Here is a 23,676-nt window from a genome sequence, read left to right on the forward strand (position 1 = left end):
CGATAATTTCACAATTGGCCTCTATTGACACCGCAAAATGATTTCGCATACAGTCGTAAACGTTTACGGAGCGCATGTCACGAGGAGAGTTGGCGGCATTCCCTGGAGGAAATCGTGAAATTCAGTGCCATTCTGTGCGGGTGCGGAGCTATGTCCAAAGGTTGGTTGCGCGCCATCGCGTCCAACCCCGATCTCGCCGATTCCATCACCATTGTCGGCCTCGTCGACCTCGATCGCGAGACGGCGGAAAAGCTCGCTGCCGAGTTCCGGCTTGGGAGCGCCGTTATCGGCTCGGATCTCTCCGAGGTCATCGCGGCGACAAAAGCTGATCTGGTCTTCGACATCGTCATTCCGGCCGCCCGTTACGATGTCGTGTCGACCGCACTCAAGGCCGGCTGCCACGTGCTGAGCGAAAAGCCGATGGCCGCCTCGCTCGCCGAGGGCGCCGCGCTGATCGATCTCGCCGCGCAAACCGGCCGCATCCATGCCGTCATCCAGAACCGCCGCTTCATCTCGGGCATCCGGCGCCTGCGCCGTTTCGTCGACAGCGGCGCGATCGGTGAACTCACCGCCATCCATTGCGACTTCTTCCTGGCGCCGCATTTCGGCGGCTTCCGCGAGGAGATGGACAATGTGCTGCTGCTCGACATGGCGATCCACACCTTCGATGCCGCGCGCTACGTCGCCGACAGGAAGCCGCTCGCCGTCTATTGCGTCGAGCGCAATCCGAAGGGGTCATGGTACCGGCACGGCGCCTCGGCCAATGCCATCTTCGAATTTTCCGACGATATCGTCTTCACCTATCGCGGCTCCTGGTGCGCCGAGGGCGAACGCACCAGTTGGGAAAGCCAGTGGCGTCTCGTCGGCTCGAAGGGCATGCTCACCTGGGATGGCGAGGAGAGTTTCAAGGCGGCAGTGGCCGGCGAGGAGCCCGGGCTTTTGCGCGGCTCTGCTGCCGTAAACGTTCCCGGTCCGGAACATGCCGCGGAAACCCACGGCCACGCCAGCGTCATCGCCGATTTCATCGCGGCGATCCGCACCGGCAAACAGCCCGAAACGGTCAATTCCGACAATATCCGAAGCCTCTCCATGGTCTTCGGCGCCATCGAAAGCGCCAAGACCGGCCGGCGTATCGAAATTTCAGCATAGGAAGACGTGACGTGAGCAACCCTGCAAAATCCATTCGCATCGGCACCATGGTCAGCGGCAACAAGGGCGATGCCGCCGAGCGCATCGGCCAGATTGCCGATTTGGGCTTTGAAAGCTTCGAGCCCTTCTTCTGGCAGACGACCAAGGGCCAGGACCTCGCCGAACTCGGCAAGCGCTGCCTCGAGGCGATCGGCGACCGCGACATCACGATCTCGACGCTCGGCATGTTCGGCAATCCGCTGGAAGAGAGCGCAAGCGATCTGGAGACGCTGCAGGGCTGGAAGGATTGCATCGACAATGCCCATCACTTCGGCGCATCTTGCGTCGCCGGCTTCACCGGCCGCATCCGCGGCAAGCCGCTGACCGACAGCCTGGGCCGCTACAAGCAGATCTGGAGCGAGCTCGCCAAGCGTGCCGCCGACAAGGGCATCAAGATCGCCTTCGAGAACTGCGCCATGGACGGCAACTGGGCGAGCGGCGACTGGAACATCGCCCATAATCCGGACGCCTGGGAGCTGATCTTCAACGAGACGCCGGATGATCATATCGGCCTGGAATGGGAGCCCTGCCATCAGATGGTCTATCTGATCGACCCCATGCCGCAGATCCGCAAATGGGCGCACAAATTCTTCCACGTCCATGGCAAGGACGCGACCATCCGCTGGGAGGTCATCAAGGAACACGGCATCTTCGGCAAGGAGAAATTCGTCTTCATGCGCACGCCGGGTTTCGGCGACAGCAACTGGACCGACATCATTTCCGAACTGCGCCTTGCCGGCTGGTCCGGCTCGATCGACATCGAAGGCTGGCACGACCCGGTCTATCGCGACGAGCTCGAAATGACTGGCCAGGTTCACGGGCTCAACTATCTGAAGAAGTGCCGGGGCGGAGATTTCGTTGTTGATCCCTGATCGACCGCCTAAGGTAGGGCGCCGTTGGGCTGGGAGGCCCAGCTGCGCCATGACTGACTAACTTGGTCTTTTCGCGGCGCAGCCGCTTTTTTGGGAGGAAAGCATGAAAAGAATTGCAAGACTTGCGCTAGCACTCGGCACGGCCATGCTGATGACATCAATCGGCCATGCTGAACAGAAGACCTTCAAAATCTGGTGGTTCGAGGAGCCGACCACGGCTCAGGGCATTGTCTGGAAGAAAGCGCTCGAGGAGTTCCAGGCGAAACATCCGGATATCAACATCAGCTTCGAGCAGAAGACCTTTCAGCAGTTGCAGGCCTCAGGCGGCATGATCCTCAATTCCGATCAGGCCCCCGACGTGCTCGAGTACAACAAGGGCAACGCCACCGCTGGCTTGGTTGCAAGCCAGGGATTGCTGACCAATCTGGATGCCTATGTGAAGAAGGAAGGCTGGGACAAGATCCTTAACGAAGGCGATTTTGTCCTAAGCCGTTATGACGAAAAGGGCATCTATGGCTCCGGACCCATTTGGGGCGTCTCGGTCTTCGGCGAATATGTTTCGTGCTTCTATAATATTGACATGTTCGAAAAGGCAGGCCTAAAGCCGCCGACGACACTCGAAGAGTGGGTCGCCGACATGGAAGCCTTCAAGCAGAAGGGTGTCACGCCTCTCGCGCTCGGCGCCATCGACACCAGTGGCCAGCACTTGCTTGCCTCTCTCGCCTATACCAAGGCCGATGACGCCTGGGTCCAGAATTATCAGGGTTTGAAGGCTCCCCTCGACGGCGCGCCCTATCTCTATGCGGCGCAGACATTGGTCGACTGGGTTGGCAAGGGCTACATCAGCAAGGACTCCACGGGCATGAAGGACCCGGACGCGGCTCTGCTCTTTACCTCCGGCAAAGCACCGATGTACGTCTCGGGCACGTGGAATCTCGGCACCTTCGCCTCGACCATCAAGGACTTCAAATGGGGCCAGTTCGTCATTCCGACGCCGAAATATTCGGTCGGCTCGACAGGCAATCTCTGGGTCGTTCCCAAGGGTAGCAAGAATCCCGATCTCGCCGCCGAGTGGATCAGTCTGACCTTGTCGCCGAAGTACCAAGCTGAACTCGGCAATGCCGGCGGCGTGCCGATTGCCGCTGATCTTTCCGCCATCACCAACCCCATCGGCAAGAACGCCGCAGCGGTTTTCAAGCAGATCTCTGACAAAAACGGCCTGGGTTTCTATCCTGACTGGCCGGTCCCCGGCTACTACGACGTGCTCAATCAGAAAGACACCGGTCTCTTCCAGGGCAGTCTGACTGCGGAACAATTCGTCGAAGAGATCAAGCAGGTCTACGACGACGCGCAGGAAAATCAGTAGCGCGACCATTGAACGCTGGGCTGCGCCTCTGGTGCAGCCCATTATGCGAGGCTGAAGGAAGAATGACATGGCCATATCCAGCCGGCAATCGAGCGACGGTTCACCAAGTTATAGCCTCTACCTCATCCCGGGCGCGATTGGCTTCATTCTAATCGTGCTCATACCGCAGCTTGCCAATCTCGGACTGAGCTTCACGGCATGGAAAGGTGTCGGCACGCCTCGCCCGGTCGGCCTGCAGAATTATCATCGCCTGCTTACGGACGATCAATTCTGGGGATCGATGTATCACACGCTGCTGTTCATCGTCTCGATGACGGTAATACCGGTGTGCATCGGCCTGGTGCTGGCCGCTCTGCTGTTCGACTACGTCAGGGACCAGTTCGGGGAATGGGTTTCGAGCTTCTTCAGGGCCGGTTTTTACTTACCGCAGATTTTGCCCGTAACGGTCGCGGGCGTGCTCTGGGGCTGGATTCTCAATCCCGTTGGTGTCATCAACATCACGCTGAAGGCCATCGGCCTTGATAACCTCGCCCAGAACTGGATCGGCGATGCGACATACGCGCTTGCTGCCGTCTCGCTCGTCATTGTCTGGATACAGGTCGGCTATTGTCTGGTGGTTTTCATGGCCGGTCTTTCGCGCATCGACCCTTCTCTCTACGAGGCTGCCGAGCTCGATGGGGCAAACTGGTGGAGCCGGCTGGTGACGATCACCATTCCGCTCCTGGCGCCGGAGATTTTCGTCGTTGTGCTGACCACGCTGATCGCAGCGCTTAAAGTCTTTGCGCCAATCTTTGTCATCACCGCCGGCGGCCCCGACAATTCCACCCTCGTGCCATCCTATCTGACTTACTACCACTTCTTCACAACACAACGCGTCGGCTATGCCGCAGCCATCGCGGTCGTGCAGACGACTCTGACGATCGCTTTGGCCGTGATTTTCCTACGTTTCCAGTCCCAGCAGGAGGCGAGGGAGTAGATCATGGCTTACTCAGTTCTCAGCGACGGTACCACCAAGGCAAAAGCGACCGCACCTGCCGATCGCGCCCGACGCGATCCCATGCGGTGGGTGGTGCTGGCCATCCTTATTCTGCTCCTCGCCTTTACGCTTTTTCCCTTTTTCCTTGCTCTGCTCAACGCCGTCAAGGCGAGCGCCGAATACGCGGTCGGCGGACCGCTTTCGATTCCTCGGTCGATTGATCTCACGGCGATCGAGAAATTCTGGACGGTGTCTGAATTCGGCCGCAAGCTGCTCAACAGCGTGGTGATCAGTCTGGCTGTATCGGTGTTGGGGGTACTGATAAGCCTGTTCAACGCCTATGCGATTGGGGTCGGCAAGGTGCCGGGTTCGCGCGTGATTTTGGTGGTCTTTCTTCTCGGCATTATGGTGCCGCAGGAGTCCATTATTTACCCGCTTTACTACATGGCGAAAGCGAGCGGCCTCTACGATACGCAGCTTTCCGTGATCATCATTTTCGCGGTCCTGCAAAGCGCTTTCGGGACTTACCTGCTCTCGACCGTGCTGAATACCTTTCCCAAGGAAATCCTCGAAGCGGCCGAGATGGATGGCTCGACCCACTGGAAAACGCTATGGTTTGTGGTCGTTCCGATGCTGAGGCCGACGCTCATGGTCCTGGGAACCTTCTTTTTCATCTGGACTTGGAACGAATTCTTGATCCCGCTCGTCATGCTGGTGTCCAACAACAACCAGACGGTCTCGGTCGCCATGGGCCTTACCCGCGGTCAGAACATGTCGGACCCGGTGCTGCAGGCCTCGGCGGCTTTCCTGGGTATAGTACCGACCGTGATCTTCTTCTTGATCTTCCAGCGCACGCTGACGCGCGGCATCGCCGCCGGAGCAGTCAAATGACGACGTTTTTCATCTTTGGCGATCTCATCGGTCCCGGTTGGGGACCAGCAAGGGTTTCGGTATGAGCCAGGACATCCAAATCGAACTCTCGGGCGTCGAGAAGCACTACGGCGCCTTTCACGCGCTTAAGAACGTCAACCTTTCGATTCCCAAGGGCACATTCGTGGCGCTGGTCGGTCCGTCAGGATGCGGCAAGTCGACGTTGCTCCGTTCGCTTGCCGGGCTGGAAAAAATTACCGGCGGCACGCTGAAGATTGCCGGCAAGGTGATGAACGACGTGCCGCCGCGGGCACGCGATATCGCCATGGTCTTTCAGAGTTACGCCCTCTATCCGCATATGACGGTGGAACAGAACCTGACCTATTCGCTGAAGATGCACCGCGTCCCCAAGGCTGAGGCAAAACAGAAAGCAGAGGAGGTCGCTGCCATCACCGGCCTTTCCAGACTGCTCGATCGTTATCCGCGCCAGCTTTCCGGGGGACAACGGCAGCGCGTCGCCATGGGCCGCGCAATTATCCGCAATCCCCAGGCCTTCCTGTTCGACGAGCCGCTTTCCAACCTTGATGCCGCGTTGCGTGTCTCGATGCGCAAGGAAATCCGGGCGTTGCATGACCGGCTGAACGCCACCTTCGTCTACGTCACCCACGACCAGGTCGAAGCGATGACGATGGCCGACCATGTGGTGGTGATGCGCGATGGCATCATCGAACAGCAGGGCGCGCCGCTCGATCTCTACGACCGGCCGGCGAACCGGTTCGTCGCCGGCTTCATCGGCTCGCCGGCGATGAATTTCATTCCGGCGATCGTCGCGGAAGACGGCAAGAGCCTGATCCTGGATTTCGGCGCCGTGAAGCAGACACTTGCGATCAACCGCGCCATCGAGCCCGGGCGCAAGCTCATCGCGGGGATCCGGCCTGAACATATCGAGGTTGTCGCGCCCGGGCAGGGCAGCTTCGACGTCCCGATTGCCTTCGTCGAATCGACCGGTTCTTCGACCTTCATCGTCGCGGCGACCGAGCCGGAACTGACGATCGTCGAGACGCGCCGCGACAGGGTCAAGGCGGGAGACATGATTGGCCTCTCGGTCGATCCGGCCCAGATCCATCTTTTCGACGCGTCGACGGAGCGCCTGATATAATATTGGTCGGCGAGGGCGATCGGCGGGTTCATAAAACCATCATCGGCCTCTGCCAAGGGAGTAGCTCCGCACGAGTCGCTCCGTCACAGCTGCAACATCCGGATTTTTCATGACATCCTCCCCCATATCAGCGCGTCTTTCACCGACCGCTTCATCCCGTCTTGTCGTGCTTGCCGAAGCAGTGGTGAAGGCGGGAGAAACCGCCCGCGTCTCGCTGCGGCGGCGAACATCTCGGGAAATGCTCGCCAAGGCGCCGCGCGACTATCAGACCGAGATCGATGTCGCCGTCGAGCGGATCATCGTCGACGAAATGACCAAGGCCTTTCCTGATTATGCCATCCAGGGCGAGGAAACCGTTGGTAACCGCACGGCCGGGCCGGACACGCCGGTCATCTACATCGACCCGATCGACGGCACCACCAATTACGCCTGGGGCGTCCCGCATTTCGGCATCACGATCGCCATCGCTGAAGGCGGCAGGCTGGTGGCCGGCGTCGTTTACGATGCCATGCAGGACGAGCTGTTCAGCGCCGAACGCGGCGGCGGCGCCTATCTTAACGGCGAGCGCATCCGCTGCGCCGATGTCGCCGACATCGAAAACGTGCTGATCGGCGCCGGGCTGCCCATTCCAGGCCAGGTGAAGGCGGTTGCGGAAGAGACCTATTTCGATGCCATCAAGCGCCTGATGGCCAACACGGCGGGCGTGCGCCGCCTGGGCTCGGCGGCGCTGTCGATCGCCTATGTCGCCTGCGGCCGGCTGGACGGTTTCTTCGAGGACGGGCTTTCGATCCATGACTTCGGCGCCTCGGCCCTGATGGTCGAAGAGGCAGGCGGCATCGTCACCCGTTTTTCCGGCACCGAAGTCGACGGGAAGGGCGATATCCTCGCCGCCAGCAAGGCGCTGCATCCCTGGCTCAAGGAAGGCTTCGGGATCAAGGGGTGAACGGCGCATCCCGCCGGTTTAAACCTGCAGCAGCGCTCTCGTCTCCGCATCGTCACTTGCCGTTATCGACCGGTGGAGGAGTTCATTGTCGCGGAAGACGAAAAAGCTGGCGAAGCCCGGCTCGACCTTCATCCCGGTCCGGATCCGATCGTCCGGCGCCACCATGGCTTTCAGGCGGCTGCCGTCGGCAAGATCGACATCAACCATCTTGTGAGTGCCGAAATCGACGATGCGATGGACAGTCGCGGCATCCGGCCGGTCCGAGAGACGGATCGTCAGCGCTTCCGGACGGGCGGCCAGCGTCACCGGCCCGTCTTCGACCGGAACCGCCAGCGGGAAGAGCGGATGGTCGCAGACGCCGCTTTTGGTGCGGCTCTGGACGAAGTTCATCGAGCCGATGAAACCGGCGACGAAAGCCGTCTGCGGCTGCCGATAAATGACGTTCGGCGCCGCGATCTGTTCCGTGCATCCGTCGCGCATGACGACGATGCGATCGGCGAGCGCCAAAGCCTCGTCCTGACCGTGGGTGACGAACAGGGTGGTGATGCCGAGGCGCTGCTGAATATCGCGCACCTCCTCCCGCAGCCTTTCGCGCAGATGCTGATCGAGGCTGGCGAAGGGCTCGTCGAGCAGAAGGATCTTCGGCTCGAGCACCAGCGAGCGGGCAAGCGCCACGCGCTGCTGCTGTCCGCCCGACAGTTGCGTCGTCATACGCCGCCCGTAATTGGCAAGGCCGACCAGATCAAGCGCATCCTTGACGCGCTGGCGAATTTCGGATTTCGGCAGCCGGCGGAGCTTCAGACCGAAGGCGATGTTGTTGAAGACATCCATGTGCGTCCAGAGAGCATGGCTCTGAAACACCATGCCAGTCGGGCGCCGCTCGGGCGGCAGGCTCGTCACATCCCTGGCATCGATGCGGATCGTGCCGCCGCTCGGACGCTCGAAGCCGCCGATCATTCTGAGAAGCGTCGACTTGCCGGAGCCGGATGGGCCGAGCAGGCAGACGAGTTCGCCGTCGCCGACTTCGAGCGAAAAATCGCGAACGGCAGAGGCTGATCCAAACAGCTTCGACACGCCTTCGATCGCCAGATGTGCCATTCTCAACCCTTTCCTTGTTTTGACGCGCGGCGCCTCACGCGCCGAAACCTCTCGCAAAGGCGCCCGTGCCGATCACACGGCGCGCAAAGATCAGCGCGATGAAGGACGGCACCCACAGCATCACCGAGAGCACGGCGCCGTATTGCACGACGATTTGATTGTTGATGAAGCTGATCATCAGCACCGGCATGGTGCGAATCCCGGGCGCGCCGATCAGCCAGGCGCCTTCGGTCTCGTAAAAGGTGCCGACGAAGGTCAGCAGCAGGGCGGCTGATATCGTCGGCGCGGCTTGCGGCAGGGTAATCGACCAGAAGACGCGCAGCGGCGAAGCGCCGGCATCGCGTGCCGCCTCTTCCATGCGCCGGTCGACATTCTGGAAGGCTGCGACCGGAATCCAGATCATCAACATCAGCGTGCCGACGAGCTGGATCAGCACGACACCCCAGAAGGTGCTGATCAGGCCGAGCTGCAGGAAAATGCCGGCAATGGCGACGAGCAGGCCGAATTTCGGGAAGGCATGCGATGCGAGAAATGACAGGAACAGGATGTTCCTGCCGGGAAAGCGCAGGCGCGCAAAGGCGTAGGCGGCTGGAAGGCAGATGACGGCGGAGAGCAGGGTCACCGTCGCCGTCAGCCGCAGACTGAGAAAGAGCGCATCCCAGACATCTCCCCGCGCCAGCGTCTGGCCCCAGAACCGCAGGCCGAACTGCTGCGGGATGACCGAGGGGTAACGCCAGACCTCGGTGAAGGCCCATGTGCCGACGACGATCAGCGGCAGCGCGATGAACAGCGTCAGCAGGCATGCGAAGAGCAGGCCGATCCAGTCGAAGCGGAAAGCGATGCCTGGTCTGTCGGCACTCATGGGCGGGCCTCGCGATTGCGGGCAATCGTCCGGATATAGAAGATACCGAAGACCAGGCAGAAGCCGAATGTGATGACCGCCTGGGTCATGGCGTTCAGCGGGTCATTCATGTCGGCAAAAGTGCGCTGCATGAACGGCCCCATCATCTCCGGCGATGCCGGGCCGAGCACATAGGGAAGCGTGAAGGCCGAGAAGATGCCGAGCACGGCAAAGGATGCGGTGACCAGCAGGGAATTGCCCATGCGCGGCAGGATGATCGAGACGAAGACCCGAAGTGGGCTTGCGCCGACGTCGCGGGCGGCCTCGACGGCGCTGTTCGACACGGCGGAAAGCCCGGCCGTCAGCATCAAAACCGTCAGGGGCAGATTATCCCAGACGAGGCCGATGACCGGTCCCCACGGCGTCATGTAGGGGGTGCGCAGCTTGGGCAGACCGACGGCATTCAGCAGCAGGTCGACGGTGCCGTTCGGCCCGATCGTCCTGATCAGCGCATAGGCGAGGATGATCGACGGCACGAACATCGGAAAGATCGCCAGCGCCTGCACATAGGCGACAAGGCGCCCTTGCGAGAAGCGAAGGTAAAGCGCGATCGGAAAGCCGATCATCAGCAGCAGAATGCCGCAGATGGCAGTGGTCCAGAGCGTCATCCACAGGTTGGCGAGGCTGTAGCCGTCGGTGAAGAAGAAGCTGTAGGAGGCGAACGTCAGGTCCGTCGCGCCATCGGGGCCTCGAACGAAGATGGTGCCGACGACCGCCGAAAAGATCGGATAGACGATCAGCCACGCCAGCAGCAAAACCGGCAGGGCGACGAGGAGAAGCCCGATCGAGCTCCCCCTGTTGATGAATTGGTGACCGCGCGGTGCCGCCAGCGCGGTGTCGGCGGACATCATGTGCGGCTAATGCCAGGGGCGACACTGCGGTACCAGCCGTCGTTGATCGCCTTTTCCCAATCGCCGCTCGGGAAGGTCGGGATGGTCGACGGAATGACGTCGGCATATTTCTTGCGCAGATCGTCGGAGATGTGGTCCCAGGAGACGGCAGGGAAGCCGCCGATCTGAGTGATGATTGCTTCCTGCATGTCCTTCGTCAGCATGAATGCGGCAAGCTTCAGGGCCGCGTCCTTGTTGGCGCCGTTCGAGAATACGGTGATGCTGGAGAAGCCGCCGCAAAGGGCGAGATCGCCGAGCTGCACGAGGCCGGTCGTCTCGGGCAGCACGCCCTGCGCGATCGCCTGCAGCACCTGGTCCGACCAGACCGGCACCATGGTGACGACCCCCTGGGCGAGCAGCTGGATCGACTGGGTGTTGCCTGATGTATAAGCGCCCTTGTCGTAGAGCGAGGGTGCAAGATCGCTGAGGATCTTCCAGGCTGGCGCCAGCGCCTCGGTGGCGGAGTCGGCGGTGAAATTGTCGACCTTGAATTTCTTCGGATCGCGGCCGTTCACCTCATGAATTGCGCGGCGGACGAAGTTGCCGCCCGAACCACCCTTGTCGGGCCTGTTGTAGATGAACTGGCCCGGATTTGCTTTGATCCATGCGGTCAGCTGATCCCAGCTCTTCGGCGCATCCTTCGGGTCGAGCTTGGTGTTGTCGTAGGCAAGCAGGACCTGCGAACCGCGATAGGGAAGCGAGTAGGGCGTATCGAGGGCGAGCGGGTTGATGTGGTCGTAGCCTTCGATGTTCTCGGCCGAGAATTTGACCCAGAGGCCGGCATCAATGCCGCCGGACGGCAGACGCGGATCGAACTGCTCGAACAGATCGGCTTGCGGATCGGTTTTCGTCTTCAGCGCCGCGAGTGCACGGTCGGCGATGGCGCGCAGGCCGTTATTGTCGCCGGCATCGGTCACCTTCAGGCCAACGCCGGGATGCGCCTTTTCGAAGGCGGGGCGGATGACGTTGTTCCAGAGGTCGACGATATTGGCATCCGAACCGCTGTAAAGGTCGATCGTACCGGCAGCCGCCGATGCGAAGCGCGGGAGAGCCAGAAGACCGGCCGCAGCCGAAGATGTGATCAGAAATTCACGTCTATTCATAACCGTCTCCATCAGGTGTCGAGGCTCTGCCTCTGCGGATTGTCCAGGCCTTTGCTAACGCCGGCGGGTAACATCGACATGACAGGACGAGGCTGTTTGCGGTCAAATTGCACAGCTGTGCTTTTCCCGCCTTATGGAAATCGGCGGCGCGAGACACTATCTCTGGGCAAACAAGGAGACACCCAATGACCGAAGAACGTGCAGTGCTCGCCGGTGGCTGCTTCTGGGGCATGCAGGACCTCATCCGCCGCTATAAGGGCGTGATATCGACCCGCGTCGGCTATACCGGCGGCGACGTGCCGAATGCGACCTACCGCAACCACGGAACCCATGCCGAGGCGATCGAGATTCTCTTCGATCCCGCCAAGATCAGCTATCGGGACATTCTCGAATTCTTCTTCCAGATCCACGATCCGACGACGCGCAATCGCCAGGGCAACGACGTCGGCACGAGCTACCGCTCGGCGATTTTCTACACCAGCCCCGAGCAGGAGCGCGTCGCCAGGGAAACGATCGCCGATGTCGACGCATCCGGCCTGTGGCCCGGCAAGGTCGTCACCGAAGTCGTTCCGGCCGGCGATTTCTGGGAGGCCGAACCCGAGCACCAGGACTATCTCGAGCGCATCCCGAACGGCTATACCTGCCACTTCGTCCGACCCGGCTGGAAGCTGCCGGCCCGCCAGCAGATCGCCTGACGCAATTCATGCATCATGCCAGACGCGACGCCGGCATGCATGGAGCATTCAGCCGTTTAGCCGCCAGGCCCGGAACCAGTATGATCGACAATGACGCGCACCATCTCGTCGATGTCGCGATCGTGAATTTCGTGCCCTCCGCCGGCAATCCGGTGCAGTCGCGCGTTCGGTACCGCCTGAGTGAAGGCCTCCGCGTGCTCGATCGGGAACAGCGGATCGGCGGTGCCATGGATCGCGAGAACCGACGCCTCGAGGTTGGACGCATGCAGCGTGGCGGCCTTGTCCCCGCTCGACAGCATGAAATGATTGGTCGCACTGATAAAGGAGGTGGCACGCTCCATGTCACGCGCGATCAGGATGCGCGCCGCTTCGGCATCGTGCGGATGCCTGGTGCCGGCCAGCATGGCTGAATCGCGACGCATGAAATCGGCAATCGCTCCGAGGTCCGACCAGTCGATGCGCTCGGCAGCGGCGGAATGCTCCTTGTAAGCCTTGGTCGAAGAGGGCAGGCCGTCTACTCCGATTGGCGAGGTGCTGATCAGGGTGAGGGTCAGCACACGCCGGGGGTGGCGCAATGCGGCCTCCTGCGCGACGAAACCGCCCATCGACATGCCCACAAGATGCGCGGCTTCAATCCCATAGCCATCGAGAAGGGCGATGGCGTCTTCGGACAGATCGTCAAACGAATAGCCTGGCTCACCGGGCGAATAATGTGTGGAAAGGCCGGTATCACGCTGGTCGTAGCGAATGACGTAACGCCCTTGGGCGGCAAGTTCCTCACAGAACCGTTCCGGCCACCACAGCATCGAGGACATCACCCCCATGATCAGCAGGACAGGTGCACCGGCCGGGTCGCCGAAGGCCTGGGTCTGCAGTTGTACACCTGTGAGTTCGACGATCTTTTCGGTGACGGGCGATCCGGTCGTATCCACGGCCAATCCTCCTGGTTGCAGACGGCGATTACCCTCCACCTTGCATAACTGATCCTGATATGCAATCTGTTTCGGGTGACCTGGCAGGCGTGACGGCCGCTTGGCTGCTCTACCGAATGAAGCAGGGGGAAGCGTTATGGCGTTGGATCGTCCCGACTTTTACGATGCGGAACTCGCGAGACACAATCGGCACCTCAGGATTGCCGCCGGCGTCGGCCCGGGTGATCGAGTTCTCGATATCGGCTGCGGTGCAGGGCAAACGACGCGCGAGGCCGCCCGCGCCGCACCGCAAGGAGAAGCGGTCGGTGTGGACGTTTCGGCTGAGATGCTCGAGGTCGCAAGGCAACGGAGCGCCGCTGAAGGTTTGCGAAATGTGGTGTTCGAGCAGGCAGACGCGCAGTCCCATGCGTTCCCGAGGGCCGGTTTCGACCTCTGCATCAGCCGGTTCGGCGTGATGTTTTTTGCCGATCCGGCGGCGGCTTTTGCCAATATCGGCCGGGCGATGCGGCCGGGCGGGCGCCTCGTGTGGATGGTGTGGCAGAGCCGGGAGCGCAACGCTTGGTCCGGCGCCATCCGGCAAGCCCTTGCGCCTGAAGCTGCCATTTCCCCGGGTGCTCCCAATCCCTTTTCGTTGGGCGATCCAAACGTCGCAACGGAGCTTCTCGGCGCAGCAGGCTTTGTCTCGATTGACTTTGCCGGGGTCCGGGAGCCGGTCTTCTATGGATCGGACGTCGAAGCGGCGTTTGATGCGCTCATCAGCCTTTATCTTGTAAAGGACGCCCTCGCACAAACCGATGAAACGCCAGACCAACCGCTGCAGCGGCTGCGCGATCTACTGGAGGCGCACATGACTCCGCAGGGTGTGTTGTTCGACTCGCAGGCATGGATCATCACCGCTCGCCGAGCCGCGGGATAGCAAGAGCCGGGCAGGGATTCGCTCCTCACCGACGGTCAGCGCCGCCACTTCTCAATAGCGAGGTACGTAGTCCAGACCGGAGTCGATCCGGGCCGGACGCCCGTTCAGAGCAAGCTCGCCGATGCGCGGCGCCGTGCGGGCGACGACCTTGCCGCGACGCACGACGGCCAGCCGGTTCGGCCTCAGCCGCAGTGCCTCCAGCGTATCGTTCGCCTGGAGGATGACGAGGTCCGCATTGCAACCTTTCTCCAGCCCGTAGCCTGCAAGCCCCATCGTCTTCGCCGAATTGACGGTCAGGGCGTCGAAGATCCTTTTCTTGTCGTCGATGCCAGCCATCTGCGCGATATGGATCGCCATGTGGCCGACCTCCAGCATGTCGCCGGACCCCATTGAATACCACGGATCCATGACGCAATCGTGCCCGAAGGAGACATTCAGCCCGGCATCCATCAGCTCGCGGACCCGGGTCATGCCGCGGCGTTTCGGATAGGTATCGTGCCGGCCCTGCAGCATGATGTTGATCAGCGGATTGGGAATTACGTTGATCTCCGCCTCTGCCATCAGCGGAATGAGCTTGGAAACATAATAATTGTCCATCGAATGCATCGAGGTCAGATGCGAGCCGGCGACACGTCCTTGCAGGCCGAAGCGGATGGTTTGCGCGGCCAGCGTCTCGATATGGCGCGAGAGCGGATCGTCGGTTTCGTCGCAATGCATGTCGACCGGCAGACCGCGATCGGCGGCGATACGGCAGAGCGCCTCGACCGACGCCGTGCCGTCGCCCATCGTCCGTTCGAAGTGAGGAATGCCGCCGACAATGTCGACGCCCATATCGAGCGCCCGGTTGAGCGCGTCGATCGCGCCAGGCGAGCGGTAATAACCGTCCTGGGGAAAGGCGACCAATTGCAGATCGATGTAGGGCGCGACCCTTTCGCGGACTTCGATCATCGCCTCGACGGTCACCAGTCTAGGATCACTCGTATCGACATGGCTGCGGATGAAAAGCAGACCCTGCGTGACCGCGAGATCGCAATAGCGCAGCGCGCGGTCGACCAATTCCTCCTTCGTCACGATCGGACGCAACTCTCCCCAGAGCGCGATGCCCTCGAGCAGTGTGCCGGAGACGTTCATCCGCGGCAGGCCGAGCGACAGCGTGGCGTCCATGTGAAAATGCGGATCGACGAACGGCGGGCTGACCAGCCTGCCGCTTGCCTCGATTTCCTCCGGCGCCTGCGCCTGCAGATCGCGCTCGACGGCAATGATCCTGTCGCCCTCGATGCCGATGTCGATGCCGGTGCGGCCATCGGGGAGATTTGCGTTTCTGACGATTAGATCGAACATCGGAACCTCGTTGGAAAAGGCGGCCTCACCGCTCGCCGCGACGATAGGGCTGCATCAGCGCCTGCGGGACGCGGGCGCGGCGGGCCATGATGGCAAGAGCGGCAATGGAAAGGATATAGGGCGTCATCAGGAAAAGCTGATAGGGCACGAGGCCGCTCAGCGCCGTCTGCAGCCGAAGCTGAAAGGCATCGAAGAAGGCGAAGAGCAGGGCCCCGAACAGCGCGCGGCCCGGCCGCCAAGACGCGAAGACGACGAGCGCGATGCAGATCCAGCCGCGCCCCTGCACCATGGTCGGGAAGAAGCTGTTGAACGCCGACAAGGTCAGGAAGGCGCCGCCCATTCCCATCAGCGCGCTTCCGGCGATGACCGCGCCGTAACGCACCTTCATCGGATTGACGCCCTGGGCTTCCGCCGCGTGCGGGTTCTCTCCGGTCATGCGGATCGCAAGCCCCACGGGCGTGCGGAAAAAGATGTAGGCCATCAAGAGGGCAATCAGGATCGCAAGATAGGTCGGCGCCGTCTGCGTAAAGAAGGCCGGGCCGACGAACGGCAGCGTCGAGAGGCCGGGGATGGCGATCGGCTGGAACGGCACGATGGTCGGCGGCGTATTGGCAAGCGGCACGATCAGCCGGAAAACATAATAGCTGAAGCTCGACGCAAAGAGGGTGACGCCGAGACCGGCGACATGCTGCGAGAGGCCAAGCGTCACCGTTAGCCCCGCATGCAGCAGGCCGAAGACACCGCCGGCGATCGCAGCAATCAGCAGGCCGGTCCAGAGATCGGCGCCATGATAGACGGATAGCCAGCCGATCATCGCGCCGAAAGTCATGATGCCTTCGATGCCGAGATTGAGCACGCCGGCCCGTTCACAGAGCAGGGCGCCGAGCGTGCCGAAAATCAGCGGTGTGGCGATCCGCAGGATTGCCGCCCATAGCCCGGCGGAGGCGATGATATCGAACAGTTGCGTCATCGCCTTATCCTGTACTGGGTGAAGAACAATGCGATCAGCATCGTCAGCAGCGACAGCGCCACCGTGACATCGGCAATATAGGTCGGGATGCCGAGACCCCGGCTCATGCCGTCGGCGCCGACGAACATCGTGGCCGTGAAAATGGCGGCGAAGACCACACCGAGCGGATTGAGGTTGGCAAGCATCGCCACCACGATGCCGGCATAGCCGAAACCGGGCGACAGGTCGGTCGTCACATACCCCTTGACGCCCATCACTTCGATTGCGCCTGCAAGCCCTGCAAGCCCACCGGAGAGACAGGCAACCTTCACCAATGTTCTTCCGAGCGGCACACCAGCAAAAACCGCACCGGCAGGATTGAGGCCCGCGGCGCGCGACTGCATGCCAAATACGGTGCGGGACTGGATGAAGTGAATGACGATCGCCAGCAAGATCGCGATGGCAAATCCGATATGCAGGCGCGAGCGGGCGATCAGCTTCGCCAGCATGGCATGATCGCTGACGGACTGCGACTGCGGCCAGCCGAAGGCGAGCGGATCCTTGAGCACGCCGTCTATCAGCATCGAGACGAACAGCACGGCGATGAAATTCATCAGCAGGCTTGTGACGACCTCATCGACGGAAAAGCGCAACCTCAGCCACAGCGGGATCAAGATCAGCACCATGCCGGCAATGGCACCAACCAGCAGCAGTAGCGGAATGAGAATGGGTGCCGGAAGATTGCCGAGCAGTTTCGAGCTTGCCGCCGCAACGGCGATGGCGCCGAGATAGAACTGGCCCTCGGCGCCGATATTCCAGAGCCGCGCGCGGAAAGCGACGGCGGCGGCAAGTCCGGTCAGCATCAGTGGCGTCGCCCGCGTCAGTGTTTCGGTCGCCGAAAGCCGCGAACCGAAGGCGCCGGTCAGGATGCGCCAATAGGCGTCGAGAACAGGTGCGCCGGCGATCGAGATCAAGATGCCCGCCAGCGCCAGCGCCCCGATGATGGCGATGACGGGTGTGGCGATCAGCAGGTAAAGCGGGCGGTGCTCGCGGCGCTCAAATCGCATGATCGGGCTCGCGGGTCTCTTGCCATTCGCCGGCCATCATCAGCCCCAGCCTACGGGCGTCGGCGCCATCGGCATTGACGGGCGGCGACAGCCGGCCGCCGACGATCGCCTGTATGCGGTCTGCAAGCGCGATCACCTCGTCAAGATCCTCCGAGATCAGCAGCACCGCAGTCCCCTGCCGGCGAGCTTCCAGCAGGCGCGCATGCACGGCGGCAACCGCACCTTCATCGAGGCCGCGCGCAGGCTGCGCCGCGATCAGGATGCGCGGCCGCCGATAGAGACTGCGCCCGAGAATGAGCTTTTGCATATTGCCGCCGGACAGCAGCCGCGTGCGGGTTGCCGGGCCGCCGCCGCGAACGTCGAAGCCGTCGATGATCTCGCGCGCAAAGGCCATGCCGGCCTTGCGGTTGACGAGGCCGCGGCGCGAGAAGGCGGGCGAAGCGATGCGCTCCAGCACGGCATTTTCCCAGATGGCCATTTCGCCGATCACACCCTCATGGTTGCGGTCCTCGGGAATGCGGCCGATGCCGGCTTCGACGACATCGGCGACGTCAAGATTGCCGACCACTTCGCCGAACAGCCTGAGGTCGCCGCAGCTGCGCGCCAGCGTGCCGGAAAGAAGATGCGCCAACGCCGCCTGGCCATTGCCCGAAACGCCGATAATGCCGAGGATCTCTCCCTGGTGCAGCCGAAAGCTGATCGATTTCAGACGATCGATGCCGCCAATTCGCACGGTCACGCCCGAAGCCTCGAGTGCAACGGCGCCAGGTGTCGACGGTTCGCGAACGGGCCGCGTTACGCGATGCCCGACCATCAGTTCGGCGAGTTCCGCCTTGCTAGTTTCCGCTGCCCTGCGTTCGGCGACCATCTTGCCGCCGTGTAAGACGACGATGCGGTCGGCCGCAGCCATGACCTCATCGAGCTTGTGCGAGATGAAGATCAACGACAGGCCCTGGCGGGCCATTTCCTTCAGCGTCGTGAACAGCCGCTCGGCCTCGATGTTGGTCAGCACCGCCGTCGGCTCGTCGAGGATGAGGATGCGGGCGTCGTTGTAGAGCGCCTTGAGGATTTCCACTCGCTGCTGCTCGCCGACCGACAGATCGCCAAGGCGAGCGTCAGGATCAACCGTGAGGCCGAAGCGCTCGGAAATGGCCAGGAGCTTCTTGCGCGCCGCTGACGTTGCCGAACGCCAGGACCATAGTCCCTCCGTGCCGGTCATGACATTTTCAAGGACCGTCAAATTGGGCGCGAGCGAGAAATGCTGATGCACCATGCCGACGCCAGCGCGGATCGCCGCGCGCGGCTTGCCCTGCGGCAGCTCGACGCCGTCGATCAGAATTCGGCCGGCATCCGGCATGTAATGGCCAAAAAGGATGCTCATCAGCGTGGTCTTGCCCGCGCCGTTCTCGCCGAGCAGGGCAACGACCTCGCCCCAGGCCAGCGTCATGGAAATATCGTCATTGGCAAGGTTGGCGCCGAAGCGTTTGCTGACGCCGACAATCTCGAGAACAGGCCCGGTCATGACGGCAACCCCGCCACCGGAAAACGGTGCTGCCATCGCCCCTCGGCCTCCAGGCGTGCCGCAAGCGTCAGAAGCCCCGGCTCGTGACCCATCGGCATCATGAGCTGCACTGGTAGCGGCATGGCATGCTCATCCTGTCCGAAAGGCAGCGTCAAAGCAGGAAAACCCGAAACATTGGCAAGGCAGGCAAGCGGCGCAAACGCAGTCATTCGCTCCAGATGCAGATCGATGTCGCCATGATCGGACGGAAAGGAGCCGATCGCAAGGGGTGCGGCGGCGAGCATCGGCATCAGGATGCAATCGACCGTGTCGAACAGCCTCCAGACCGCGTGGCTCACCAGGACTGCATCCTTCAGCGTCTGCCAGAGCCTGGCGGCCGAAAGCGCCCCGTCCGCGCATCGCAAAAGCCTGCGTGAGAGGCTCCGCCCTGCTTTCTTCGAGCACTGCCGCCTCGATGAGGGCGGCGAGATTGACCGAAACGATATCGGCGAAGGCACGGCTGCTGGCTGCGACGCTCCATTCAAGGTCCGCCCAGGCCAATGGAACGATGACGTGCCCGTCCGCCTCGAGCGCACGTGCCGCCTCCGTGACGGCCGCAAGGCGATCGCCATCGGTCGGATGCGTCGGTCCGGTATCGGTCAACAGGCCGATCCGCAAACGGCCATTGGTAAAATCGATGGGAGGGGAATCCGGGACGGGTCCGCGTGCATTGCCGCTCAGACTGCTGAAGATCAGTGCCGTATCCCGCACCGAGCGGCAGACCGCAAGTTCGCTCGCGATGCCGGCAAGGTGGTTGCCGAAAGAAGGTCCGCCGGGGATAGCGCCACGGGTCGGCTTCATTCCGACGAGACCGCAACAGGCGGCGGGCACGCGGATGGAGCCGCCGGCATCGGTGGCATGAGCAATCGCGACGACCCCGGCGGCAACCGCTGCCGCCGCACCGCCCGACGAGCCGCCGGCGGTACGGGCCGAATCGAGCGGGTTGCGACAGACAGGCCCGATTGCCGGTTCGCTGGCGAGCGAAAGGCCGAATTCGGGGCTCGTCGTCAGTCCGAACAGACAGAAGCCGGCCTCGCGGAACCGCAAAGCCAGATCGGAGTCGGCTCCGCCGCCTTTTCTCTCAAAGAGGCGGGAACCGGCCGTTACCGGCAGACCGCGGAAGGGACCGCCAAGATCCTTCGCCAAGGTCGGCACGCCGGCAAAGGGCCGCGCCGAGAAACGCTCGGGCGCGCTCTGCCGCTCCCGGTCACAGGCCTGCGCCGCGGCGAAACCCACGGCGCCGTCGAGATAGGCGATCGCCCCGAGCGGCTCATGCCGCGCGGCGGCCTCGAGGGATATCTGCAACGCTTCTGCAGCGCTCAGGTTGCCATGCCTGATCGCTGCCGCCAGTTCCGTCGCATCGCCCTGCATGGGGCGAACTACTTGGGCTCTTCCATCATCTTCGGAACTTCGAAGGTGCCTGCCTTGATCTCCGCCCGCTTGGCTTCCATCGCGGCCTCCGCCTCGGCAGGCGCCACGCCCTTGACGAAGACGATATCGCTGCCGCCTTCCTTCATCAGACCGTAAGACGTGTAGTTCCTCCCGACTGGTTTGCCGGCAGCGACATCGGCGATCGCGGCATTGAGGATCGGGCGGAAATACCACATGGCGTTGGCAAACACCGTGTCCGGATAACGCGGCGTGTAATTGACCAGCGAGCCGACCGACTTGATGCCGCGTTCCTTGGCGGCATCGGCCGTGCCGATGCGCTCGCCGAACAGGATATCGGCGCCGGCATCGATCTGGGCAAGACCGGCCTCGCGGGCCTTCGGCGGATCGAAGAAGGTGCCTATGAACGAGACCAGGTGCTTTGCGTCGGGATTGACAGCCTTGACGCCCGCGGCAAAGGCGTTGATCAGCATGTTGACCTCGGGGATCGGAATGGCGCCGACCGAACCGACGACGTTCGACTTGGTCATCTTGCCCGCAAGCATGCCGGCGAGATAGGCGCCGTCATGATTCCACGTGCCGAAGACGCCGAAGTTGTCGCCGGCCTGCTCGCCGCTCGAGCCCAGCACGAAGGCGGTCTCGGGATAGTCGGCCGCAACCTGCCGGGCCTCCTTCTCCACCGCATAGGCTTCGCCGATGATCAGCTTGCTGCCCTGTTCGGCATATTCGCGCATGGCGCGCGGATAATCGGTGCCGGAGACACCTTCGGAAAAGACATATTCGATCACGCCTTCCTTGGCAGCGTCCTGGAGGGCCTTATGAAGACAGGAATTCCAGGCGTTTTCGACCGGCGACGCATGAATGCCGGCAACTTTCAGCGGGGCGGCAGCCCTTGCGAGCGGGGCGAAGCTGCTGACTCCGAGCGCAATGCCCGATGCGATCACTGCCCGGCGTGAAATCAGGATGTCTTTGGTCATCGATTGCTCCCCTTTTTTTACCATCTGGTTCAAAATCATAGTAGCGCCTAAAAATGTGTCAAGGAGAGAAGGGGCTTAAAAATCAGGCTGATCGCCTCCGCCGGCCTTTCATTGCACGCCGATTTTTTTCGGCGTCCCGATGGCGTCTCGACTTGGCGCAAGGAACGCGGCGTGGCAGGCTGCGTCCCCGTTGCCGCCGCGCTTTTCGGTTGAGATTTTTCGCTTCACGAAGCGCGTCCTTCGTTCGGGGCGAGCGGCTCCGACCGGATCTGTAAGGCTTGGCGCGGCGGCATCGGCAGGGTATGCAGAGGCTATTGGGGTGGGGAAACAATAAATGGGTGAAGAAGAGGACGCGTCGCGGCGGCCGATCGCGAGCCGGTCGTCGTCCTGGGCGATCGCCATGAGCGCGTGGCTGGCGCCCAGCGGTGTGACGCCGAACAGCATTTCGCTCTTCTCGATCCTGTTTGCCGCCATCGGCGCGGCGCTGATTGTGCTCACAACCCATCCGATCGCGATGATCGGCGCGGCCGTGTCGGTGCAGTTGCGGCTGGTCTGCAACCTGCTCGACGGAATGGTCGCAATCGAAGGCGGCAAGAAAACCAAGCGCGGGGCGATCTACAATGAATTTCCCGACCGGGTGGCCGACAGCCTGCTGCTCGTCACGGCCGGTTATGCCTGCGGCTTTCCCTGGCTCGGCTGGTTGTCCGTGCTGCTTGCCGCACTCACCGCCTATGTCAGGGTCTTCGGAGGATCGGTCGGTCTTGCTCAGGACTTCAGCGGCATCATGTCCAAGCAGCGCCGCATGGCGGTGCTGACCGCCGGCCTTGTTACCGCCAGCCATTGGTCGCTGATCCTGAGCTCAGCCATCATCGCGACCGGCAGCCTCGTCACCTGCATCACTCGTACGATAACGCTTTCCCATTCGCTGGAGAGTCTATGACCGCTCTTGTCCGTCGCCTCCTTGTGTTGTTCGTCCGCATCATGGTCGGCGCCCGAAGCGAGTGGCAGGGCTGCGCGCCCGACACGCGCCGCCGCATCTATTTCGCCAATCACAACAGCCATGTCGATACGGTCGCCGTCATGGCCGCCCTGCCGTACCAGGTGCGGCGGCTGACCCATCCGGTTGCGGCGCGCGACTATTGGGGAACCAGCGCCTTTCGCCGTTTTATCGCGGAGAAAGGCTTGCGCGCCGTTCTGATCGACCGCAAGCCTCTGCCGGACAGCAACCCGCTCGAGCCGCTCGAGCGTCTGCTCGAGGAAGGGCGTTCGATCCTGATTTTTCCGGAAGGGACGAGAAGCGCCACCGAAGAGATTGCCCCATTCCGCAGCGGAATCTATCGGCTTGCCTGCCGCTTCCCCGATGTCGATCTCGTGCCGATCCATCTCGACAATCTGCAGCGCATCCTGCCGAAGGGAAGCATACTGATCGTGCCGATCACCTGCACGGCGCGGTTCGGCAAGCCGCTGCGCGTCGAACCGGACGAAGGCAAGGACGCATTCCTGGCCCGTGCCCGCGCCGCGATCATCGAGCTGGCAGACGGAGAGCGCACCGCATGACCAGCCTTTTCTCCGTCGTCCTTGCCGCGATCCTCGGCCTGCTCGCCGTCGCTTCCGCCATCGGTTTCATCCTGCAGCGGCGGGCGACCGAACCCGGCTCCGTCGCCACCGTCCAGAACCTCAATGCCCGCATCCGCTCCTGGTGGCTCATGGTCGCGATCTTCGGCGGCGCGATCCTGCTCGGGGATACCGCGGTGGTCATCCTGTTCGGGTTTCTGTCCTTCATGGCGCTCCGCGAATTCTGGACGCTGACGCCATCCCGGCGCGGCGATCACCTAGCTTTGTTCCTGTCCTTCTTCGTCGTTCTGCCAGTGCAATATGTCCTGCTCGGAACGCTATGGTACGGCCTCTTTTCGATTTTCATTCCGGTCTATGCCTTCCTGATCCTGCCGGCGGTGGCAACGCTCACGGGCGACGTCAACGAGTTCCTTGCGCGCACCGCCAGGGTGCAATGGGGATTGATGCTGACCGTTTATTCGATCAGCCATGCCCCGGCGCTCCTCATGCTGCAGGCCGGCACGCCCTCGGCGCTTCTCCTCGTCTATCTTGTGATCGTGGTGCAGCTCAGCGACGTCTTCCAGTATGTCTGGGGCAAGCTCCTGGGAAAACACCGCTTCTCACCGAACATCAGCCCCTCGAAAACGCTCGAAGGCCTCATCGGCGGCGGCGCCTCCGCCATCCTCGTCGGAACCTTGCTCTATCGCCTGACGCCGTTCTCGCCTCTGCAGGCGGCGGCCGTCAGCACGGTCATCGTCGTTGCGGGCTTCTTCGGCGGATTCGTGCTCTCGGCGATCAAACGCGATCTCAACGCCAAGGACTGGGGCTATGTGATCGAGGGCCATGGCGGCGTGCTCGACCGCCTGGATTCCATCACATTCTCAGCGCCGCTGTTCTTCCATATCGTCCGCTATTGGTTCACGACCTAG

At 62.2% G+C, this 23,676-nt stretch carries 22 protein-coding genes and 1 pseudogene; 12 read left to right on the forward strand and 11 right to left on the reverse strand.

The genetic code is table 11. The features are described 5' to 3' along the window. Positions 1–114 precede the first annotated feature (114 nt). The 7 genes from J2J99_RS33545 to J2J99_RS33575 all read left to right on the forward strand — a co-directional run bounded on the left by J2J99_RS33545 (position 115) and on the right by J2J99_RS33575 (position 7,374). Entirely contained in the window at positions 115–1,149 is a 1,035-nt protein-coding gene (locus J2J99_RS33545) for a Gfo/Idh/MocA family protein (RefSeq protein WP_168296276.1), read from the forward strand. 11 nt (positions 1,150–1,160) lie between these two features. Beyond that, positions 1,161–2,060: a sugar phosphate isomerase/epimerase family protein gene (locus J2J99_RS33550; protein WP_168296277.1), complete on the forward strand. Its 900-nt coding sequence runs from the start codon at positions 1,161–1,163 to the stop codon at positions 2,058–2,060. Between the two features lie 103 nt (positions 2,061–2,163). Then, entirely contained in the window at positions 2,164–3,426 is a 1,263-nt protein-coding gene (locus J2J99_RS33555) for an ABC transporter substrate-binding protein (RefSeq protein ID WP_168296278.1), read from the forward strand. A 67-nt stretch (positions 3,427–3,493) separates the two neighbouring features. Continuing rightward, positions 3,494–4,402 (forward strand): carbohydrate ABC transporter permease, encoded by a 909-nt coding sequence (locus J2J99_RS33560; RefSeq protein ID WP_168296279.1) that lies wholly within the window; start codon positions 3,494–3,496, stop codon positions 4,400–4,402. A 3-nt stretch (positions 4,403–4,405) separates the two neighbouring features. Then, positions 4,406–5,293 carry a carbohydrate ABC transporter permease gene (locus tag J2J99_RS33565; protein WP_168296280.1) on the forward strand — a complete coding sequence of 296 codons (888 nt, stop codon included), beginning with the start codon at positions 4,406–4,408 and terminating at the stop codon, positions 5,291–5,293. Between the two features lie 61 nt (positions 5,294–5,354). Next, positions 5,355–6,431 (forward strand): ABC transporter ATP-binding protein, encoded by a 1,077-nt coding sequence (locus tag J2J99_RS33570; protein ID WP_168296281.1) that lies wholly within the window; start codon positions 5,355–5,357, stop codon positions 6,429–6,431. A 109-nt stretch (positions 6,432–6,540) separates the two neighbouring features. Further along, positions 6,541–7,374 carry an inositol monophosphatase family protein gene (locus J2J99_RS33575; RefSeq protein WP_168296282.1) on the forward strand — a complete coding sequence of 278 codons (834 nt, stop codon included), beginning with the start codon at positions 6,541–6,543 and terminating at the stop codon, positions 7,372–7,374. 18 nt (positions 7,375–7,392) lie between these two features. On the opposite strand, the gene J2J99_RS33580 is transcribed toward J2J99_RS33575, so the two are convergent. The 4 genes from J2J99_RS33580 to J2J99_RS33595 are packed head-to-tail and all read right to left on the reverse strand — an operon-like array spanning position 7,393 to position 11,366. Next, positions 7,393–8,472, reverse strand: coding sequence for an ABC transporter ATP-binding protein (locus tag J2J99_RS33580; protein ID WP_168296283.1), 1,080 nt, complete (start codon positions 8,470–8,472; stop codon positions 7,393–7,395). A gap of 34 nt (positions 8,473–8,506) precedes the next feature. After that, positions 8,507–9,334, reverse strand: coding sequence for an ABC transporter permease (locus J2J99_RS33585; RefSeq protein ID WP_168296284.1), 828 nt, complete (start codon positions 9,332–9,334; stop codon positions 8,507–8,509). Next, on the reverse strand, positions 9,331–10,221 hold the full coding sequence (locus J2J99_RS33590; RefSeq protein WP_168296389.1) for an ABC transporter permease: 891 nt from the start codon (positions 10,219–10,221) through the stop codon (positions 9,331–9,333). The genes J2J99_RS33585 and J2J99_RS33590 overlap by 4 nt, the downstream gene beginning before the upstream one ends. Beyond that, positions 10,221–11,366, reverse strand: a complete 1,146-nt coding sequence (locus J2J99_RS33595; protein ID WP_168296285.1) for an extracellular solute-binding protein — start codon at positions 11,364–11,366, stop codon at positions 10,221–10,223. Before J2J99_RS33595 ends, J2J99_RS33590 begins: the two co-directional genes overlap by 1 nt. Before the next feature lie 185 nt (positions 11,367–11,551). Here J2J99_RS33595 and msrA point away from each other — a divergent pair, with 185 nt between their 5' ends. Further along, positions 11,552–12,061, forward strand: coding sequence for a peptide-methionine (S)-S-oxide reductase MsrA (gene msrA / locus J2J99_RS33600; protein WP_168296286.1), 510 nt, complete (start codon positions 11,552–11,554; stop codon positions 12,059–12,061). Positions 12,062–12,117: 56 nt separating this feature from the next. Here the strand turns inward: msrA and J2J99_RS33605 are convergent, their stop codons facing one another. Continuing rightward, on the reverse strand, positions 12,118–12,993 hold the full coding sequence (locus tag J2J99_RS33605) for an alpha/beta fold hydrolase (RefSeq protein ID WP_485064287.1): 876 nt from the start codon (positions 12,991–12,993) through the stop codon (positions 12,118–12,120). Positions 12,994–13,129: 136 nt separating this feature from the next. Here J2J99_RS33605 and J2J99_RS33610 point away from each other — a divergent pair, with 136 nt between their 5' ends. Next, positions 13,130–13,909 (forward strand): class I SAM-dependent methyltransferase, encoded by a 780-nt coding sequence (locus J2J99_RS33610; RefSeq protein ID WP_168296287.1) that lies wholly within the window; start codon positions 13,130–13,132, stop codon positions 13,907–13,909. Between the two features lie 51 nt (positions 13,910–13,960). On the opposite strand, the gene J2J99_RS33615 is transcribed toward J2J99_RS33610, so the two are convergent. From J2J99_RS33615 to J2J99_RS33640, 6 genes and pseudogenes are all read right to left on the reverse strand, one after another. After that, a complete protein-coding gene (locus J2J99_RS33615; RefSeq protein WP_168296288.1) occupies positions 13,961–15,250 on the reverse strand; it encodes an amidohydrolase family protein in 1,290 nt (429 codons plus the stop codon). Positions 15,251–15,275: 25 nt separating this feature from the next. After that, positions 15,276–16,220: an ABC transporter permease gene (locus J2J99_RS33620; protein WP_168296289.1), complete on the reverse strand. Its 945-nt coding sequence runs from the start codon at positions 16,218–16,220 to the stop codon at positions 15,276–15,278. Continuing rightward, positions 16,217–17,266 carry an ABC transporter permease gene (locus J2J99_RS33625; RefSeq protein ID WP_168296290.1) on the reverse strand — a complete coding sequence of 350 codons (1,050 nt, stop codon included), beginning with the start codon at positions 17,264–17,266 and terminating at the stop codon, positions 16,217–16,219. The genes J2J99_RS33620 and J2J99_RS33625 overlap by 4 nt, the downstream gene beginning before the upstream one ends. Continuing rightward, complete coding sequence (locus J2J99_RS33630; protein WP_168296391.1) at positions 17,256–18,788, reverse strand: ABC transporter ATP-binding protein; 1,533 nt, start codon at positions 18,786–18,788, stop codon at positions 17,256–17,258. The genes J2J99_RS33625 and J2J99_RS33630 overlap by 11 nt, the downstream gene beginning before the upstream one ends. Then, a pseudogene (locus J2J99_RS33635) lies at positions 18,785–20,198 on the reverse strand (amidase). Before J2J99_RS33635 ends, J2J99_RS33630 begins: the two are co-directional and overlap by 4 nt. An 8-nt stretch (positions 20,199–20,206) precedes the next feature. Further along, on the reverse strand, positions 20,207–21,193 hold the full coding sequence (locus tag J2J99_RS33640; RefSeq protein ID WP_168296291.1) for a BMP family protein: 987 nt from the start codon (positions 21,191–21,193) through the stop codon (positions 20,207–20,209). Positions 21,194–21,527: 334 nt separating this feature from the next. On the opposite strand from J2J99_RS33640, the gene J2J99_RS33645 reads away from it, so the two are divergent. From J2J99_RS33645 to J2J99_RS33655, 3 genes are read left to right on the forward strand one after another with little or no spacing between them, the layout of a single operon-like run. Then, positions 21,528–22,133 carry a CDP-alcohol phosphatidyltransferase family protein gene (locus J2J99_RS33645; protein ID WP_168296292.1) on the forward strand — a complete coding sequence of 202 codons (606 nt, stop codon included), beginning with the start codon at positions 21,528–21,530 and terminating at the stop codon, positions 22,131–22,133. Beyond that, positions 22,130–22,750 carry a lysophospholipid acyltransferase family protein gene (locus J2J99_RS33650; protein WP_168296293.1) on the forward strand — a complete coding sequence of 207 codons (621 nt, stop codon included), beginning with the start codon at positions 22,130–22,132 and terminating at the stop codon, positions 22,748–22,750. The genes J2J99_RS33645 and J2J99_RS33650 overlap by 4 nt, the downstream gene beginning before the upstream one ends. After that, complete coding sequence (locus J2J99_RS33655; protein ID WP_168296294.1) at positions 22,747–23,676, forward strand: phosphatidate cytidylyltransferase; 930 nt, start codon at positions 22,747–22,749, stop codon at positions 23,674–23,676. Before J2J99_RS33650 ends, J2J99_RS33655 begins: the two co-directional genes overlap by 4 nt.

Origin of the sequence: Rhizobium binae, assembly GCF_017357225.1 — a bacterium.
Taxonomy (GTDB): Bacteria; Pseudomonadota; Alphaproteobacteria; order Rhizobiales; family Rhizobiaceae; genus Rhizobium; species Rhizobium binae.